Raw genomic sequence first — 15,804 nt, forward strand, 5'->3', positions numbered from 1 at the left:
GCTGTCTAGGAAGTTTATCCACCAACAAAGTTGTCGGAAAGGAATGAGTAATAAACCATGAACTTACTATATTTAGCTAATGTCGTAGTTGCCGAAGTGGGTGGGGACTACTACTGGCATTGGACTCATGACCAGGAAATTGGCAAAGCGCTGGTTGCTGCTTGTGCAACGGTTATTGCAGCACTTATAGCGATTACTGGTGTTGTCTTGACTGTTCGTAAAACAACGCAGCAGATAGAGCTTTCCAAACAAGGGACACCTCCCGAACTGACCCGCTATAAAGAATGGCTTGAAGTTTCCGAACGGTATAAGGAACTCGCAAAGACCTCGGATGCGTGTAAAACTGAGGATAACTTGAACGAGTACCAGGAAATTGAATCTTCGCGCACGGCAGCTCTCGAGCGTGCAATCTGGGAGAGGAAGGTTCTTTCAGCTTGTCCAGATATTCGTGCTCAGAAGCGAATTCTGAATATTCCATACGCAATGTCAACAGCTAAAAAAATTGATTTTTTTGCCTTGTGGCCATGGTTTAAATCTAGGCCGGTAAAGATACTTGAAAATATTTTTGCTATTCTTATGACTGCGTTGATTTTTGTGGAATTTATTGAATATCTTTGGAAGCCTATAAGTATGCAAAGCGCTTTTAGCGATGTGTTTGTGGTCTTTCTCATTGGATATGTCTTTAGTATGCTTCTGTCTGTTTATGCAGCAGATTCCGGTGAAATGGATGCCGAATATTACTTTATTCGACTACATAGTGCAGAAACTGAAGTAAATGAAGAAGAAACTATTAAGTCATTTTCAAGGTATTTTCCAAATATGCGTCGAGTGCGTCTCGCATATCTAAAGAGCGAGTATCGTAATTGGATATATTATCCAGGATATTCGCTTCAAGGAAGGCGGTTGTTGCACTTCTTTATTCCAGTTATTCTATTTTTCTATTATTTCCTCCCATTTTATTGGATTTTGTGTTTTGTTAGTCGGGTTAGGTATGGGGAATGGAAAATGTATGGGGCATATCGCCCTGGTGCTTTCGGGCTCGATGAGGAAAAATCGAAGCGATTTTCATGGGCTAAGTTGCTCAAGTCGATAAAAGAGTTAGAATTTAACGATAAGAAGGTATGCGTTTTGTGGTTAATTATGGTGGCGGCAGTTATAGCCATAGGTACCTTGACCGGAGGAAAGCAGATAATAAACATACTAGTATTCAATATTGGCTACGTTATTAGCTTTTTCTTGATTAGCATGAATGAAAAGGTGCTGAATAAACTATCCGATGGACCTTCGAGTGAATTTCAAAAGAAGGTATCCTCGTGTGCTGTTATTTTGCTATTTGTCTTAATGGCTTTGCTGGGTAGCCTATTCTTTGCAACTGAAAATTGGAGGCTGATTTGGTTGGGGGTGCTAATGGTAGACGCACTGTATTTCTTCCCTTATTATTTTGTGCATGGAAAATCAATGATATACCTGGGTCTTATCTGTGCCATTAATATTTTCGTGGGTTATGTCTGCACTGACATTTCATTAGAGGTAATTGCATATATTGATACGGCAATTAAGTTCATGTTTGGAATTTACCTACTATTTCTTTCAAAGCCATCGAAGCAAGTATAAGACGCAGATTTTGATGCGCTAAAGAGCAGTCCCGGGTGTACGCGCATCCGGGGCTGCTTTTCGCTATTTGACGGACTCCATATTGTCATGCTGATATAATTACAGAGGGTGTAATTAACAGACAGAATGACTGGACTATATTGACATATTGCAGAATCTTTTCATATTAAAATTTAGTGGCGCGACAAGAGAAATAATTTTACGAGATGCTATTGGAGGTATCGATGGCTTTTCTAAGCTATAACAAAGACGAAAAGTTAGAATTTAATTACAAGAGGGCCTGTGGGCTGTGGCTAATTGCGGTGGCGGTAGTTATAGCAATAGCCACCTTGGCTGGAGGAAAGCAAATAATAAACATGCAGGTATTCAGTATCGGCTACGTCGTCAGCTTTTTCTCAATCAACATGAATAAAAAGGTGCTGAATAGACTAGCCGATGGCCCTTCGAGCGAATTTCAAAAGAAAGTATCTTCACGTGCCGTTATTTTATTATTTGTCTTGATGGTTTTGCTGGGCGGCCCATTCTTCGCAACTGAAAATTGGAGACTGATTTGGCTTGGAGCGTTGATGGCAACCGCGCTACATTTCTTCCCATACTATTTTGTGCATGGAAAGTCAATGATATACCTGGGTCTCGCCTGTGCCATCAACGTGTTTGCAGGATATATTTTTACCAACATTCCGTTAGAAGTAATCGCATATATCGACGCGGCGATTAAGATCATCTTCGGAGTCTATCTGCTATTCCTTTCAAAGCCGTCAAAGCAAATTTAAGGCAGTTCTTCGGCACAACAAATCAGGGCGGCCCCGGACGCACACATGCATCCGGGGCCGCCCCTATTTCTGCAATCTACTTCTTGGCTCCGAACGCCCGCGTCCACGCCCAGCGGGTCAGCACCGCCGTACCCACCGCAACCGCCATCGGCAGCCACGCACTCGCACCCTGACCCGTAAAACCAATCAACAGAGTCAGCGCAGACAGCGGCGCATTCATCGAAATACCCAAGAACGCCGCCGTACCCGTCAACGCCGCCGCATACAACACCATCGACGCGCCACCAGGCACCCCGCCCAAAGCAGGGAACGCCCACAGTACCAGCGCCGCAACGCTAAACGCGGCCGCCGCACCCAACGCCAAACCCGGCGTCAGCGTGCCACCGTACGAGCCCGAACGCAGGCTCAACAGCACCACGGCAGCCTTCGCCACGCACAGAGCCACCACATACCAGGCCGCCACCGCAGACAGACCGCCAGCCGCCGCATCCAACGACACATTAAGCGTGTGCTGAGTCAGCAGACGACCATTACCCAGAATCTCCGGAAGCCACAGCGAAACCACCGCGACCAGCGCAAACGCCACAGGAATACGCCACAGAAGAGAACGATTCTTCGCCTTAATCTTCTCCGCACGCTGCGACAGCGCCCTAAAACCCAACGCCAGCGGAGTCAACACCACACCCGTCAACGCCGCCACGGTCAGCGTCGTCCCATCCAACGGAAGCTGCGGCACCGGGTACGTCGGCTCATTGACAATCACCAGGTTCGCCGTGATCGTCGCCGTCCACACCGTCACCGCACCCACATACAGCGACCGCAGGCTCAGACCCGCGGCCATCGCCTCGATGAGGTACACCAGGCCGCCAATCGGCACCTGATACACAGCCGCCAGGCCGGATGCCGCACCCGCCGCCACCAGCAGGCGACGCTCGCGATCGCCCAGCAGTAGCGAACCATCCGGACGGGTGCCGCCAATACGCTCCAGCAGACGCGCGCACCGACCCGCGGCCAAAGCACCCAGCTCACGAGGCGCGACCTCCTTACCCACGGGAGAGCCCGCACCCACCGCAACAATCTGAATCACCGAATGGGAAATCTGCCGCCACAGCGGGGGCTTAAGGTCTTCCTCGGTAGCACCCGCAATCTGCGCCTTCACGCTCACCACGCGCCGACCGCCCGACTGCAGGTAATACCAAACCAGCGCCACGAACGGGCCCAGAGCTGCCAGCACCAGCGCACGGCGCGCCGGGTCAGCACCGTCAGTCACCATCGGGTGATGACCCTCAGCCTGACCGAAAGTTAGCTCCTGCATAAAGTCCAGAACATAATGTAGAGCAATCGCACCCAAGCCGCTGAACACGCCCGTGACCAGCGCGGCAAGGGTCAGCCCCAGCAGGAGGCGAAACGAAAAAGAACGGGAACCCGCAGAATTCTGCGGGCTATTTGAGGAAGAATTCGAGGAAGAACCAGTATGAGAAGACATAGAAAAAAAGGGGTTTGCGTGTTGCGTGCTGTGTGTTGGGTTGAGGCTTCACAACCCACGCGAATCGCAGCGAAAGCTGTGGCGCAAACCGGATGGAAACCGCAGCGAAATCGGGGGAGACAAAGCCGATTTAATTTTACGCCCGCGCTTTTTGCGCCTCAGCAACGGAGGCAACGCGAAAACCCGGTTTCGGATGGCAACACGAGCCTCGTCCACGGGGTCGGCGCATCAATTCTCGGCTTTCACGCGTTGGTTCGGTGTGCCCCAAACCACCCGCACCCGCTAAGCTGGAAGGGTACGCCTCCATGCGCCCGCCGCACACTGTGCAAAGTAGCCGCCGGGCGCAGGCACCCCATTAGGAAGGATCAACGATGACCGCAACTATTGCTTTTCTCGGCACCGGCTCCATGAACGGCTCCATCGCCGCGGGTCTGCTCGCAGCCGGCCACGACCCCGCACACATCCGCGCCACCGTGCGTAGCGAAGAATCCCGCGCCGCCCTCGCCAAGCGCCTCGGCGACAAGGTAGAAATCATCACCACCGGCGGCGAAGCCGACGGCAACCATAGGGCAACCGCCCACGCGGACGTTGTGCTGCTCGGCGTGAAGCCCTACGGCATCGTCGAGCTTGCCCGCGATATCGCACCCGCCCTCGCGCCTAACGCTGTTGTGGTGTCCGTTGCTGCTGGCGTGACCCTCGAAACCCTCGCCGAGTGCCTTCCCGCAGGTCAGCCCATTGTTCGCTGTATGCCGAACACTCCCTCCTCCGTGGGCAAGGGCGTGCTCGCCATCTCCGCCACCGACACGGTGAAGGACGAGCAGAAGAAGCTCGTCGAAGAGGTTCTGGGCACCGTCGGCCTGGTCGTCGAGGTGCGCGAGGACCAGATGGACGCGGTCACCGCCGTCTCCGGCTCGGGCCCGGCCTACGCGTTCCTGCTCGCGGAGGCGATGGCCGCCGCCGGCGAGAAGCTCGGCCTGGACGCAGACACCGCCCTCAAGCTCGCCAGCGCAACCGTTGCCGGTGCGGGCTTCCTGCTCGACACCAACCCGGATGCGCCCGCCCTGCGCCGCGCAGTGACCAGCCCGAACGGCACCACCGAGCGTGCGCTGAACACCTTCGTGGACGGTGGCCTCTTCCAGCTGACCGAGCAGGCGATGCGCGCCTGCGCGGAGCGTTCGGCGGAAATGAGCCAGCTGTACACCGCTGACGGGGACTAATACCGCTCGGTAGCGTCGCCCGCGCTGGGTAAAACTACTGGGTGAAACTATGAAAACAGCCTCTTCCCGGAACTTCGGGAAGAGGCTGTTTTCTATGTTTCAAATGCGGGCCGCTCAAAATCAGTGGAGCTGGGAGAATAACCGTCGCGGAGCGGGGAAAAGTAACCCACCGCGCCCTCGCGTTCCCGCTCCAACACCGCGCTCTAATAGCGCTCTTAGGGCCGCGCCGCAAAGCGCTCAATCAGGTCCACCTGACCGGACACAATCAGAATATCGCGCGAGTGAATACGAGTCGTGGCGTCCGCGTAGGTGAAGTCCTCGCCGGGGGACTTGATACCGACCACGGACACGCCGTACTTGGCGCGAATATCCGACTCGGCCAGCGTAAAGCCGTGGGTCTCCTTCGGCGGGCGCATCTTCGCGATGGCGAAGTCGTCGTCAAACTCGATGTAGTCCAGCAGACGGCCCGAGACCAGGTGCGCGGCGCGGCGGCCGGCGTCCGCCTCCGGGTAGACCACGTGGTGCGCGCCGATGCGCTCCAGAATCTTGCCGTGCGCGGGGGTGATGGCCTTCGCCCAGATGCGTTCCACGCCCAGGTCCACGAGGTTTGCGGTAATGAGCACGGACGCCTCAATCGAGGTGCCCACACCCACCACGGCGGACCCGAAATCATCTGCACCCAACTGGTGCAGGGTGTCGATATCGGTCGCGTCTGCAGAGACCACGTGGGTCAGCACGCCCGACCACTTCTGCACCAGCTCGGGGTCCTTCTCAATCGCGAGGACCTCCTTGTTCTGCACGCGCAGCTGGGCGGCCACCGCGGAACCGAAGCGGCCCAGGCCAATCACGAGGACGGGATCGTTATGTGCACTAGCCAATGGTGGGCCTTTCTTCGGGGAACTTGTAGAGGCGGCGGCGTGAACGTAGCGCCAGGCCGGTCGCGGCGGTTGTTGTACCCACACGGCCGATGAGCATCAGCACGCTGAGAACGTAGATGCCCGACGGCGGCAGGTTGGAGGAGAGGCCGTCTGAGAGGCCGCAGGTCGCGAAGGCAGAGATGACCTCGAAGATTACTTCCTTGAGGTCCGCGCCGCTAATAATCAGAATTGCCGCTGAGCCAACACCCACCACGGTAGCACCCATAACAATCACGGAGATAGCAATGCGCAGGGAGGACTCGGGGATGGTGCGGTTGAACGCGACGACCTTCTGATCGCCTCGCGCTTCGGCAAGAATCGACAGGGCAATGACCGCGATGGTGGTGACCTTCACGCCGCCCGCGGTGGAGCCGGAGCCGCCGCCAATGAACATGAGCATATCCGTCAGGAGCGTGGAGACGGGGGCGATACTGCTCATGTCGACCAGGTTGAAGCCGCCCGAACGCATCATCACGGAGGCGAATATCGCGTTGAGAACCTTCTCTCCGGGGGAGTAGCCGCCGATGGTGGCGGGGTTATTCCACTCGAAAAGACCCCAGAAGAACGCGCCAAAGACGAAAAAGAACAGGGTCGTGACGACGGTCAGCTTAGCCGTGAGCGACCAGTGCCGGGGGCGGAAAGGATTGCGCTGAATCGCAATGAAAACGGGGAAACCGAGCGACCCCAGGAACACGGCAATACAGATGGGTACGAGTAGGAAAAGATCGTGGCCGTAGGGCACAATGCCGTCGGAGTGTGGGGTGAAACCGGCATTGTTGAAGGCCGAGACAGAGTAGAAAATGCTGTGCCAGATGGCTTGAAAGGGGTCTTCACCCAGGGTCAGGAAACGCGGAATCAGCACGAGCGCAATGATCGCCTCAATGGAGAAGGAAGCATAGGAAACGCTCTTGACGATGCCGCCGACCTCGCCGAGACGGCTGATGTTCAGGTCTTCCTGCGCGATGAGCTTGGTGCGCAGGCCCATCTTGCGGCCGATGGCTAGTGCCAGCAGAGAGGTGATGGTCAGAGTACCCAGACCGCCCACCTGGCAGGCCACCAAAATCATGGCCTGTCCGAAGGTTGACCACTGCTCGGCGGTGGAGACGGTGGTCAGACCCGTAACGGTTACCGCGCTGGTAGAGGTAAAGAAGGCATGGTGGAAGGGGGCCGGCTGCCCATCGTTGGAAGAGATGGGCAGCAACAGGGCAAGCGTGAAGAAGATGATGACCAGAAGGAACGCGCCGATTGCGGTACGCGAGGGCGAGGATAGAACGGTTGCGTCAATGAAATCGCGGAAGCGTTCGAGGGTATACCGGTTGAACCCGAGAGGGCCCTTCGGCTGACGGCGGGTACCGGAGTGCTCGTGACGGTCGCGTAACGCGGGCAACCTGTCCAATTTGAGACCCGGGACGCTCGCGAGGACGCTCAGGCCTTCAAGCTCTTCGATGCGCTCGCGGTAGCTCTCGTTATGCTCGCCGGGGCGGTACTTATGCTGAATACCGCTGAGGGAGCTCCAGCGGGGGTTGAGAAGATTCTGCGAGCCGTTGCGACCGCGATAAGGGCGTCGAGGACGGCGCCGGGGGGGACGGAATATGTTTCCCATGCGCCTCCTTCATGAGCTCGTGGACGGGGTGCGCGATGCGGGTGCGAGGATAGAGAAAAGCACAAAATGGTGCCTTCCTAGTGTATCGCGCCGGGCGTTCAGAACCGAGGCGATGGACAGGAGCGAAGGCACACGATGCGGGAGCCTTCGCGCGGGGCCGATGGTTCTTCTGCAGGCTTGCCTTCGCACTTTTGGGAATTCGAAGGCTATTGAGCCTCGGAACCTCCAGAAATCCACGGGAAACACTATATTCTCTTATGAGAATATTCTGTCTAAAAATTGCCGTGATAACCGTGTATGCCCAATTTCTAATGCTCTGAAACGTTTGGTGGCTATCAAAAGAGCATGTGCCGTGGATCTGGTCGAGATTTCTAGAGAAGACGAGCCGAAACGAACGTGCGAGAGGTTCTTATGGGGTGCAGAGCATAAAAAATTTAAGGGGATTCTCCGCATCACCCTCATTCTTAGCTTGAGGTGCCCCTTTTATATGTCATAATCGCTATATGCATTCTGATGTTTTTTCTGTCATCGCGGACCCTACCCGTCGTCGAATCGTGCGTATCCTCGCCGAGCAAACCCATACGGTGGGTGCTGTTGTTGAAAAGCTGAGCATGAGCCAGCCGACCATCTCAAAGCACCTTAAAGTCCTTCGCGATGCAGACGTCGTCTCTGTGACGGTGGAGGGGCAGCGTCGCCTCTACTCGCTGAACCCCGAGGTGTTCGCAACCGTCACCGATTGGATTAACGAGACGGTTCAGATTGCACGCCGCGCCAGCGAAGCGCCCGTGGCCCTGCCCGGCGGTGCCACCTTGTCTAGCGAGCACGCCCCCACAGAAAAGGCCGAAGCCGTCGCCACCGAGCCGGCAGTCGAGAAGGTCGCCGAGGAAAACCCCGAGAAGGTCGCCGAGCCCAAGGCTGTTGAAGCCCCCGAGGAAAAGCCCGCGGCACAGTCCGCAGAGCAGCCTGCAGCCGAGGCCCAGCCCACCGCGGAGGAACTGGAGCAGGAGCGAATCCGTCGTGCCCGCGCCCAGTACATTACCCCCAACACGCGCATCATCGCCCGCCCGGCGCACCCGGCACCCGCCGAAGCATCGCCCGCCGCCGCAAGCGAGACCACTCGAGACTATGAATCTCAGGCCATCCCCGAGCGTGAGGAAGCGGTAGACAGCACCCCGATGCGTCCCTTCACCCCCGCCTCCTACGGCTACGATGCGGGCCGCACCGCCCGACCCGAGGTGCAGGTTGCTCCCACTGCCACCGCAGAACCCATCGAGGAACCCGCAAAGAGCGAAAAGCCCGTCGAGAAAACGGAGAGCCCCGCGGTTTCCGTGTCCTCCGGTTACGGCTTCGACTCGGCCTCTTCCTACGGCATCGACCCCGCTGCCGTGGTGGGCGGATCGGTTCAGCCCATCGTCGAGGAAAGCACAGCTGAGGAAACCACTGCCGTGGAAGACTCCTCCGAGCGCTCCGAAGAATCTGCCGTAGCGGCTCCTGCAATTGAGCCCGCAGAAGATTCCGCAGCTGCTCCCGCAGAGGATTCTGCGACGGCAGAAGAGGCGTCGGAACAGGCCGAGGGCTCTGAAGAAGCCTCCGAAGAAACCCCCGAGGAACCCGAATCCGCACCTGCCGAGCCCGAGCAGAGCGAACCCGAATACCAGACGATGCCCGCCTACAACTCGGCGTACGTCCCCGCCCAGGAGTCCAAGGAGAAGGAACACCGCGGTGGCCTCTTCGGCTTCCTGCGTGGCCGCCGCCGTTAGCCTACGCATCCTGCGCCCTGCGCGCTACCCCCTGTCCTCAAACACCCACTCTCACTCACCTCTTTAAGCGAAAGACAGCATACACGTGGCTATTCATCGTAAAATTCTGCGCTGGCTCGAGAACGAATTGTTCGAAGGTAATATTCAGCTGGGCCAGGACCTGCCCACGGACAGCGAGATTGCGCGCGCGATTGGCGTGGGACGATCTCGCACCCGCGACGCCCTGCGAACCCTTGAAGACATGGACCTGGTGCAGCTCTACACCGGTCGTGGCAAGGAGATGCTGGTTCACCTGAGTGATGAGCCTGCCGCCGCCGCAAGTGCCGCCCTGCGCCTGCACATGTCGAGCTCGCGCTACCCCACGCGTGACCTGGTGCAGACACGAATTCTGCTGGAGAGCTGGGCGATTGCGCGTATTGATCCGAAGACCGCGTCCTTTGCCGAGATGGACGACGTCCTCGCCCAGATGGAAGACTTCGACCTGTCCATCCGCGATTTCCTGGAGCTTCTGCTGAGCTTCCACCACCAGGTGATGCGTTGCGCCGGCAACGAGCTACTGGTCGGTCTTCTGGCGTCCGTGCGTCAGCCGAGCTTCGAATCGATGCTCTCCCTGGTTGGCCGCATGCCGCTGTGGAGTAGCGCCGTGGAGCGTCTGCGCGCCGAGAGCCGTGCCATTGCCGAGGCCCTGAAAGCCGGCGATGCTGCGACGGCGCGCGCACTGGTGATTGGCCAGCTACGCGGCATGTATTCCGAGGCGGGCATTGACCTGGAGGAAGAAGCGACCTCCGCGAACGGGCTACCCGGTGAGCCGGCGGCGGCCTCCTTCGCCCCGGTTGAGCTGGAGGATTTTGAGGCCGACGACCTGGTTGAAGATTTCGACGAGGCCATTGCCGATGACCCCTCATTCTCGGATGCAGATTTTGCGGTTGCCGGCGTTGAGGTTTCCGGCGATGCGCAGCCCGTTTCGGATGGTCCCGCGGAGGAACCCCGGAGTGAGACCGTTGCGCCCGTGGTTTCGGACCCCGCACCTGCCGAGGTGAAGGCTCCCGAGCCCGTACAGTCGGTTCAGTCGCAGCCCGCCCGCTCGAAGACCGAGCCCCAGAAGGCCGAGTCTCCGCGCGCCGAGGCCCCCGCCCGCCCGGCGCGCTCCGTGAGCGCGGATGTGCCGCTGAGCTTCGGCACCCCGCACCCCCGCACGGCGACCCGTGCTCCCCAGACTCAGGTAGCCCAGCCCGCGCAGAGTGCCGGCGCCCCGTGGCAGGGCGGCTCCGCGCAGAACCTTTCCGCGCAGAACACCCCCGAGCCGGCTCGGGCCGATGCCCGTGACGCTCAGCGGACCCTGCAGTCCGCTCCCGCCGAGGAGCCGGCGGAACCCGCAAAGGTTCTGCGTGCGGCATCCGGTACGTCCCGTCGCCGTAGCGGCCAGATTATTTCCTCGGTGCGCGCCACCATCATCAAGCCCGTGGACCGTAGCCACACCCTGGTTGCCCCGAGCGTGCTTGCGTCCCGCGCCGCCGAGCCCGCCGCTTCCTCCGGCGACCGCGTGCTGCGCGCTCCCTCGCGCGAAAGCGTGGAGGCACCCGCTCGGAAGACCGCCGCCCCCGAGTCCGCCCAGCCGGCCGCTCAGCAGGCGCATGAGGAGCCCTCGGCCGAGCCCTCGAACCGTCTAGAGGCGGCCGCGACGCTTCAAGATACCTACGCGATGCTCCCGCACGAGCAGGATCAGGAGCCGGAGCGCCGCGGTCTGCTGTCCAAGATGAAGCGATTCTTCGGTGTGGACGTGTACGAGCCCGCCTCGCGCGGTGACGAGGAGCAGGCCCCCGAACCGGCTGAAGAAAAGGACGCCGAGGAGAAGGTAACCGCACCGGACGCCGAGGCCCTGGCCCGTGCCGAGGCCGAGCGCGCCGAGCGTCTCAAGGCTTTCCACGCCGCCGCATCCGAGGACTCCGCCGATGAGGAGCCCGAGCTCGCTACCGCTGATTCTGGCGCCCTCGAGGAGCCCGCGGTGGAGGGCTCCGAGGCAGAGCCGGTCGAATCCGTCGAGCCCGGCGAAACCTCCGAGCCCGAGGAAACTACTGAGCCCGGCGAAACCTCCGCACCCGCAAATGCCGATGCCGCTTCTTCGGATCACACCTCTGGCTCCGCCCTGTCGAGGGGCCGTTCCAAGGGCTCGAAGAAGTCCAAGAAGAAGCGTCGCTAGGCTTTCGGAAACACCGTTTTAGCCCGGCTTAGCCCCGGGAAGATCCGGAAAAACGGGGAAAAACTCCTCAAAACCGGCTCTCGAATGGTGAAAATGGGTGCAAACCTAGTACTCTAGGTAGGTAGCGCTCCGAAACGCAGGGTATTTCTGTGCCTAAAATGCGTTCCGGATCGGTTATACCGGTATACATATTCCCGGGTAGCTACCGAGTCGAATGGCTCGGCCGGGTACGAGTAAAGTGAGGAAATCCTATGGGTTCCGTTATCAAGAAGCGCCGCAAGCGTATGTCCAAGAAGAAGCACCGCAAGCTGCTTCGTAAGACCCGCCACCAGCGCCGCAACAAGAAGTAAATAGGCTTCTTCAGCCCCGCCCTCTTGCACGAGGAGCGGGGCTTTCGCGTTCTCGCTGTTTGGGGGTGGGGGCCGCTATCTGAGAGACTGGACCCATGACTGAAACTCACACCGTTAAAGTTCATCTCATGCGCCACGGTGAGGTGCACAACCCCGAGCGTATCGTGTACGGCCGCCTTCCCGGTTACCGCCTGTCCGAGAAGGGCCGGCAGATGGTGCGTCTGAGCGCCGAGGAGTTCGCGGCACGCGCTGAAGACGGCGCCCGCTTCGTGCACCTGGTCTGCTCACCCCTGCAGCGCACCCGCGAGTCGGCCGCACCCGTCGAGGAGCTGCTGGGGTTGACCGCCCAGCCTGACGAACGCGTCATCGAGGCCGATAACTACTTTGAGGGCCTGCACGTGAACGCGCAGGAGCTTCTGCGCAACCCGCGTCACTGGACGAAGCTCTACAACCCGGCCCGTCCCTCCTGGGGCGAGTCCTACCTGGAGCAGGTACGCCGCATGGCCGCGGCCGTTCAGGACGCCGCCCGTCGCGCCTACGAAATCGGCGGCGAGGGTGCGGAGGCGATCATCGTCTCGCACCAGCTGCCGATCTGGATTACCCGCCTGGGTGTGGAGGGTCGCCTGCTGCAGCACGACCCGCGTTCCCGCGAGTGCAACCTCGCCTCGATTACGACCCTCGCGTTCAGCACCGTGGACTTCGAGCACGAGATGCCGCGCTTCGCGGGCTACTCCGAGCCAGCCGCACCGCTGTACGGTGGCGTTATCCAGCTTCCCGGAAGCTAAGTCACGCGCGTTATTCGCGGGTATAGCTAAGGCTGCGGGGCGCATCCATTGAGGGATGCGCCCCGCAGCCTGCGTTAAGAATGGGGAATCGTACCGGGCTATCGGCTCGGGTCGTCCTCCGGACGTTCGCCTTCGGTCCCTTCATTTTCGGACCGTTTATGTTCGGGGTTAGAATCCTCGTGCCCGTCGGTGCCGGCTTCTCGAGATGCGCGCTCCGCCTCGCGGCTGGCGCGTTCGCGCTCGGCCTTCGCCTTGAGCCAGCGCAGGTAGGCCTCATCGTCGTCGGGGGAAGCCATCGAGGGGGCGTTGCCTCGCTGAGCCGCGCCGGGCAGAGAGATAGAGCCGCGGGCGCCGCGCTCCCGCTTGGGGCGGCCCAGCAGCAACCACAGCACGGGACCCACCACAGGGAAGAACAGGGTGACAAGAACCCACAGCCACTTGGGCAGGGTACGCTCCTCGCGCGCGGGGGTGCGCACAGCATTCAGAAGGGCGTAGATGGTCAGGCCCACCACGAGGGCGCCCGCACCAATAATCAGCATGGCTCGAAACATAGAACCACTATGACATATCGCGGGTCGTCGCCAAAAGCGAGTCAGCTCAGGACTGATTCACCGCTGCCGTGCGGTATCGAAACGACAAAACTTTGGGAGGGCTCCGGCGGCTTAGTAGCCGGTGAACACCTGAATTTCGTGGCTGATGATATCCAGCGAACCCAGCCACACGGCCAGCGCCAGGAGCACCGAGTACACGAGCGCCACGATGCCAGCCTGCTTCAGCACGGGAATCAGCTCGCGGCCACCACGCATCCACACAGTCGTGCAGGAGTGAACGGTCGGGCCCACGAGCACGAAGACCAGCATGAACCAGGGGTTCTGGTCGAGCAGCAGGACGGTCAGGAGCAGCGCGAGGGCCATCTCCGCGATGTAGGCGACGCGCGACCAGCGCTCGCCCAGGCGCACCGCAAGGGTCAGCTTGCCGGCCTCGATATCGGTGGGGATGTCACGCACGTTATTCGCCATGAGCAGTGCGCAGGAAATCAGGCCAATACCGATAGCCCCCACCCAGCCCAGCAGGGTCAGCGTGTGGGCCTGCGTGTAGAGGGTGCCCAGGGTGGCGACCAGACCAAAGTAGACGAAGACGAACACGTCACCCAGGCCCATGTAGCCGTAGGGGTGCTTGCCGCCCGTGTAGCCCCAGGCCGCAAAGACGCTCGAGGCGCCAATCGCCAGGAACCACCACTGGTTTGCCAGGGCCACCAGCACCAGGCCCGCCAGCATTGCCGCACCGAAGCACGCGAATGCGGCGTACTTGACCGAACGGGGGCTGGCCACGCCCGAACCGACCAGACGCAGGGGCCCCACGCGGTCTTCGTCGGTACCCTTAATGCCGTCGGAGTAGTCGTTGGCGTAGTTCACGCCCACCTGCAGGAAAAACGCGACCAGGAAGGCCAGGAAGGCGTACAGCGGCTTGTACTCGCCAATCTCGTAGGCAGCGGCCGAACCGGCAATAATGGGAGCGACGGCAAGCGGCAGGGTGCGCAGGCGCGCGCCTTCAATCCATTGAGCGGCAGTGGCCACGGGGGTTCCTTCCAGGGGTTGATGCGTTTGCGGTGAGGAGGGCTACGGGAGGTACGGGACGGCGCCGTGAGGCAGAACCGCGGCGCGAATACTATCCGCGCGAGGCCTCCCGATAGTCCCTGTCCAGGATACTGTATATTTCGCGGCGGTCCGGTTTGCCAGTGCTGGTAAGCGGGAAGTCGGGCAGGATGCTCAACAGCTTGGGTGCCGCCGCCACACCCAGGCGTTCGATGCAGAGGCTCCGCAGGGCCTCGCGTAGCTCCGCGTTCTCGGCGAGGGCCGTAGCCGCGCCCTCGGCCGGGGACACGAGCGTGAGGGCGGCCGTCACGGCGGAGCCCCAGCGTGCATCCGGCAGACCGCACACGAGGGCTTCGCGCACGGCGGGGTGGCTCTCAAGAGCCTCAGCTACCGCGCGGGCCGAAATTTTGACACCGCCGGTGATGACGATGTCGTCGCTACGCCCCAGCACGCGTAGGATGCACGGCTCACCGGGGGCGTGAGTGCTCAGCAGGCCGTAGTCGTCGGTGCGGTACCAGCGGGTGCCGTCGGCAGCGGCGAAGAAATGCTCTGCGGTACGACCGGGGTCGCCCAGATAGCCCTGCGCCAGATGCGCGCCGCTGATCCAGATGCGACCAACCTGCGGCGGATCCTCATGCGCCGGGTCCTCATTCGTTAGCTCCGTACCCGCGGAGGGCACGCTCGGCATGCCCTCTTCAGGCACGAGCTCCACCCGCACGCCGGGCAGCACCCGGCCGGAGTAGATGCACCCGCCGGCGGTCTCGGCGCTACCGTAGGTGGTCACGACGTTGAGGCCCAGCTCTTGGGCGGCTGCGAGCAGGTCAGCGCTGGCGGGGGCACCTCCGAGCAGAATCCCGGTAAAGGAGCGGAGCGCGGCGTGAATTTCTTCGCCCGTGCGCGGCTGGTTCCGGGCCGTCTCGAGAAGCTTGTGCAGCTGGGTGGGCACGAGCGAAACAAAGCGACGGGTGGAGCTCAGCTGTTCGACCGCCCGCAGGAAGACATCGGGGCTAAAGTGCACCGGCTCGGTCACGGAGCGTGCGATGACAGGCTCGGTTCCGGCCAGCACCGAGCGGGCCAGAACCTGGGCGCCCGCAACATAGTGCGCGGGTAAGGCTAGAAGCCACTGGGAGGCCTCGCTTCCCGCGCTCTTGAAGAAGCCCTCGGTAGCCTCCGCGCTCGCCCGCAGGGCCCGGGCGCTCAGCGCGGTGTGCTTGGGGATTCCGGTGGAACCGGAGGTACCCACGAGCAGGGCGACGGAATCCTGATTGTTCCCCGCGAAGATTCGCCCGAAAGAATCCAGGAGGGCCCGCGGATCGGCGGGTCGATCGGCCCGCAAGCGTACCGCGTGAGGGTGCAGGGCATCCTCCCCGGGGGCGGGTAGGGGCTCGAGCCCGGGTACGGGGGTGGTAATCATAGAAAGTCCTTAGCGGCTGTTCGTAGCGGCTGTGCTCTAGTGGCGTGTCATGCGCCGGGGCTGCAATAACGCGCCCAACAACGCGCCGGA

13 protein-coding genes are annotated in these 15,804 nt (G+C 60.5%); 7 read left to right on the forward strand and 6 right to left on the reverse strand.

The window, feature by feature from the left end; translation table 11 throughout:
* Nucleotides 1–57 precede the first annotated feature (57 nt).
* A complete protein-coding gene (locus HMPREF2944_RS09340; RefSeq protein WP_246826237.1) occupies nucleotides 58–1,614 on the forward strand; it encodes a DUF6609 family protein in 1,557 nt (518 codons plus the stop codon).
* Nucleotides 1,615–1,838: 224 nt separating this feature from the next.
* Entirely contained in the window at nucleotides 1,839–2,387 is a 549-nt protein-coding gene (locus tag HMPREF2944_RS09345) for a DUF6609 family protein (protein ID WP_070680441.1), read from the forward strand.
* 76 nt (nucleotides 2,388–2,463) lie between these two features.
* On the opposite strand, the gene HMPREF2944_RS02155 is transcribed toward HMPREF2944_RS09345, so the two are convergent.
* Nucleotides 2,464–3,873, reverse strand: coding sequence for a chloride channel protein (locus tag HMPREF2944_RS02155; protein WP_070680046.1), 1,410 nt, complete (start codon nucleotides 3,871–3,873; stop codon nucleotides 2,464–2,466).
* Between the two features lie 371 nt (nucleotides 3,874–4,244).
* Between HMPREF2944_RS02155 and proC the strand changes: the two genes are divergently transcribed.
* Nucleotides 4,245–5,090: a pyrroline-5-carboxylate reductase gene (proC, locus tag HMPREF2944_RS02160; protein WP_070680049.1), complete on the forward strand. Its 846-nt coding sequence runs from the start codon at nucleotides 4,245–4,247 to the stop codon at nucleotides 5,088–5,090.
* A 215-nt stretch (nucleotides 5,091–5,305) separates the two neighbouring features.
* On the opposite strand, the gene HMPREF2944_RS02165 is transcribed toward proC, so the two are convergent.
* Entirely contained in the window at nucleotides 5,306–5,968 is a 663-nt protein-coding gene (locus tag HMPREF2944_RS02165) for a potassium channel family protein (protein WP_049331713.1), read from the reverse strand.
* Nucleotides 5,961–7,610 carry a TrkH family potassium uptake protein gene (locus HMPREF2944_RS02170; RefSeq protein WP_070680051.1) on the reverse strand — a complete coding sequence of 550 codons (1,650 nt, stop codon included), beginning with the start codon at nucleotides 7,608–7,610 and terminating at the stop codon, nucleotides 5,961–5,963. Before HMPREF2944_RS02170 ends, HMPREF2944_RS02165 begins: the two co-directional genes overlap by 8 nt.
* A 503-nt stretch (nucleotides 7,611–8,113) precedes the next feature.
* On the opposite strand from HMPREF2944_RS02170, the gene HMPREF2944_RS02175 reads away from it, so the two are divergent.
* The 4 genes from HMPREF2944_RS02175 (at nucleotide 8,114) to HMPREF2944_RS02185 (ending at nucleotide 12,705) form a co-directional block, all read left to right on the forward strand.
* Entirely contained in the window at nucleotides 8,114–9,370 is a 1,257-nt protein-coding gene (locus HMPREF2944_RS02175; protein WP_070680054.1) for an ArsR/SmtB family transcription factor, read from the forward strand.
* Nucleotides 9,371–9,455: 85 nt separating this feature from the next.
* Nucleotides 9,456–11,570 carry an FCD domain-containing protein gene (locus HMPREF2944_RS02180; RefSeq protein ID WP_070680057.1) on the forward strand — a complete coding sequence of 705 codons (2,115 nt, stop codon included), beginning with the start codon at nucleotides 9,456–9,458 and terminating at the stop codon, nucleotides 11,568–11,570.
* Between the two features lie 251 nt (nucleotides 11,571–11,821).
* On the forward strand, nucleotides 11,822–11,920 hold the full coding sequence (locus HMPREF2944_RS08950; protein ID WP_005504750.1) for a 30S ribosomal protein bS22: 99 nt from the start codon (nucleotides 11,822–11,824) through the stop codon (nucleotides 11,918–11,920).
* A 95-nt stretch (nucleotides 11,921–12,015) separates the two neighbouring features.
* A complete protein-coding gene (locus HMPREF2944_RS02185) occupies nucleotides 12,016–12,705 on the forward strand; it encodes a histidine phosphatase family protein (RefSeq protein ID WP_049331726.1) in 690 nt (229 codons plus the stop codon).
* A gap of 98 nt (nucleotides 12,706–12,803) precedes the next feature.
* Here HMPREF2944_RS02185 and HMPREF2944_RS02190 read toward each other — a convergent pair whose 3' ends face one another.
* The 3 genes from HMPREF2944_RS02190 to HMPREF2944_RS02200 form a co-directional block, all read right to left on the reverse strand.
* Nucleotides 12,804–13,256 carry a PLD nuclease N-terminal domain-containing protein gene (locus tag HMPREF2944_RS02190; RefSeq protein WP_083313051.1) on the reverse strand — a complete coding sequence of 151 codons (453 nt, stop codon included), beginning with the start codon at nucleotides 13,254–13,256 and terminating at the stop codon, nucleotides 12,804–12,806.
* Nucleotides 13,257–13,367: 111 nt separating this feature from the next.
* Nucleotides 13,368–14,282, reverse strand: coding sequence for a 1,4-dihydroxy-2-naphthoate polyprenyltransferase (locus HMPREF2944_RS02195; protein WP_070680060.1), 915 nt, complete (start codon nucleotides 14,280–14,282; stop codon nucleotides 13,368–13,370).
* 91 nt (nucleotides 14,283–14,373) lie between these two features.
* Nucleotides 14,374–15,714, reverse strand: a complete 1,341-nt coding sequence (locus HMPREF2944_RS02200; protein ID WP_070680063.1) for an AMP-binding protein — start codon at nucleotides 15,712–15,714, stop codon at nucleotides 14,374–14,376.
* Nucleotides 15,715–15,804 lie beyond the last annotated feature (90 nt).

Source organism: Rothia sp. HMSC072E10, assembly GCF_001813965.1.
In the GTDB taxonomy this organism is placed as follows: domain Bacteria; phylum Actinomycetota; class Actinomycetes; order Actinomycetales; family Micrococcaceae; genus Rothia; species Rothia mucilaginosa_A.

Excerpts from the sequence above, each read along its gene's own strand:
- HMPREF2944_RS09340 (WP_246826237.1), top strand. The coding sequence starts at position 58 with ATGAACTTACTATATTTAGCTAATGTCGTAGTTGCCGAAGTGGGTGGG.
- HMPREF2944_RS09345 (WP_070680441.1), top strand. The coding sequence starts at position 1,839 with ATGGCTTTTCTAAGCTATAACAAAGACGAAAAGTTAGAATTTAATTAC.
- HMPREF2944_RS02155 (WP_070680046.1), bottom strand. The coding sequence starts at position 3,873 with ATGTCTTCTCATACTGGTTCTTCCTCGAATTCTTCCTCAAATAGCCCG.
- proC (WP_070680049.1), top strand. The coding sequence starts at position 4,245 with ATGACCGCAACTATTGCTTTTCTCGGCACCGGCTCCATGAACGGCTCC.
- HMPREF2944_RS02170 (WP_070680051.1), bottom strand. The coding sequence starts at position 7,610 with ATGGGAAACATATTCCGTCCCCCCCGGCGCCGTCCTCGACGCCCTTAT.
- HMPREF2944_RS02175 (WP_070680054.1), top strand. The coding sequence starts at position 8,114 with ATGCATTCTGATGTTTTTTCTGTCATCGCGGACCCTACCCGTCGTCGA.
- HMPREF2944_RS08950 (WP_005504750.1), top strand. The coding sequence starts at position 11,822 with ATGGGTTCCGTTATCAAGAAGCGCCGCAAGCGTATGTCCAAGAAGAAG.
- HMPREF2944_RS02185 (WP_049331726.1), top strand. The coding sequence starts at position 12,016 with ATGACTGAAACTCACACCGTTAAAGTTCATCTCATGCGCCACGGTGAG.
- HMPREF2944_RS02190 (WP_083313051.1), bottom strand. The coding sequence starts at position 13,256 with ATGTTTCGAGCCATGCTGATTATTGGTGCGGGCGCCCTCGTGGTGGGC.
- HMPREF2944_RS02200 (WP_070680063.1), bottom strand. The coding sequence starts at position 15,714 with ATGATTACCACCCCCGTACCCGGGCTCGAGCCCCTACCCGCCCCCGGG.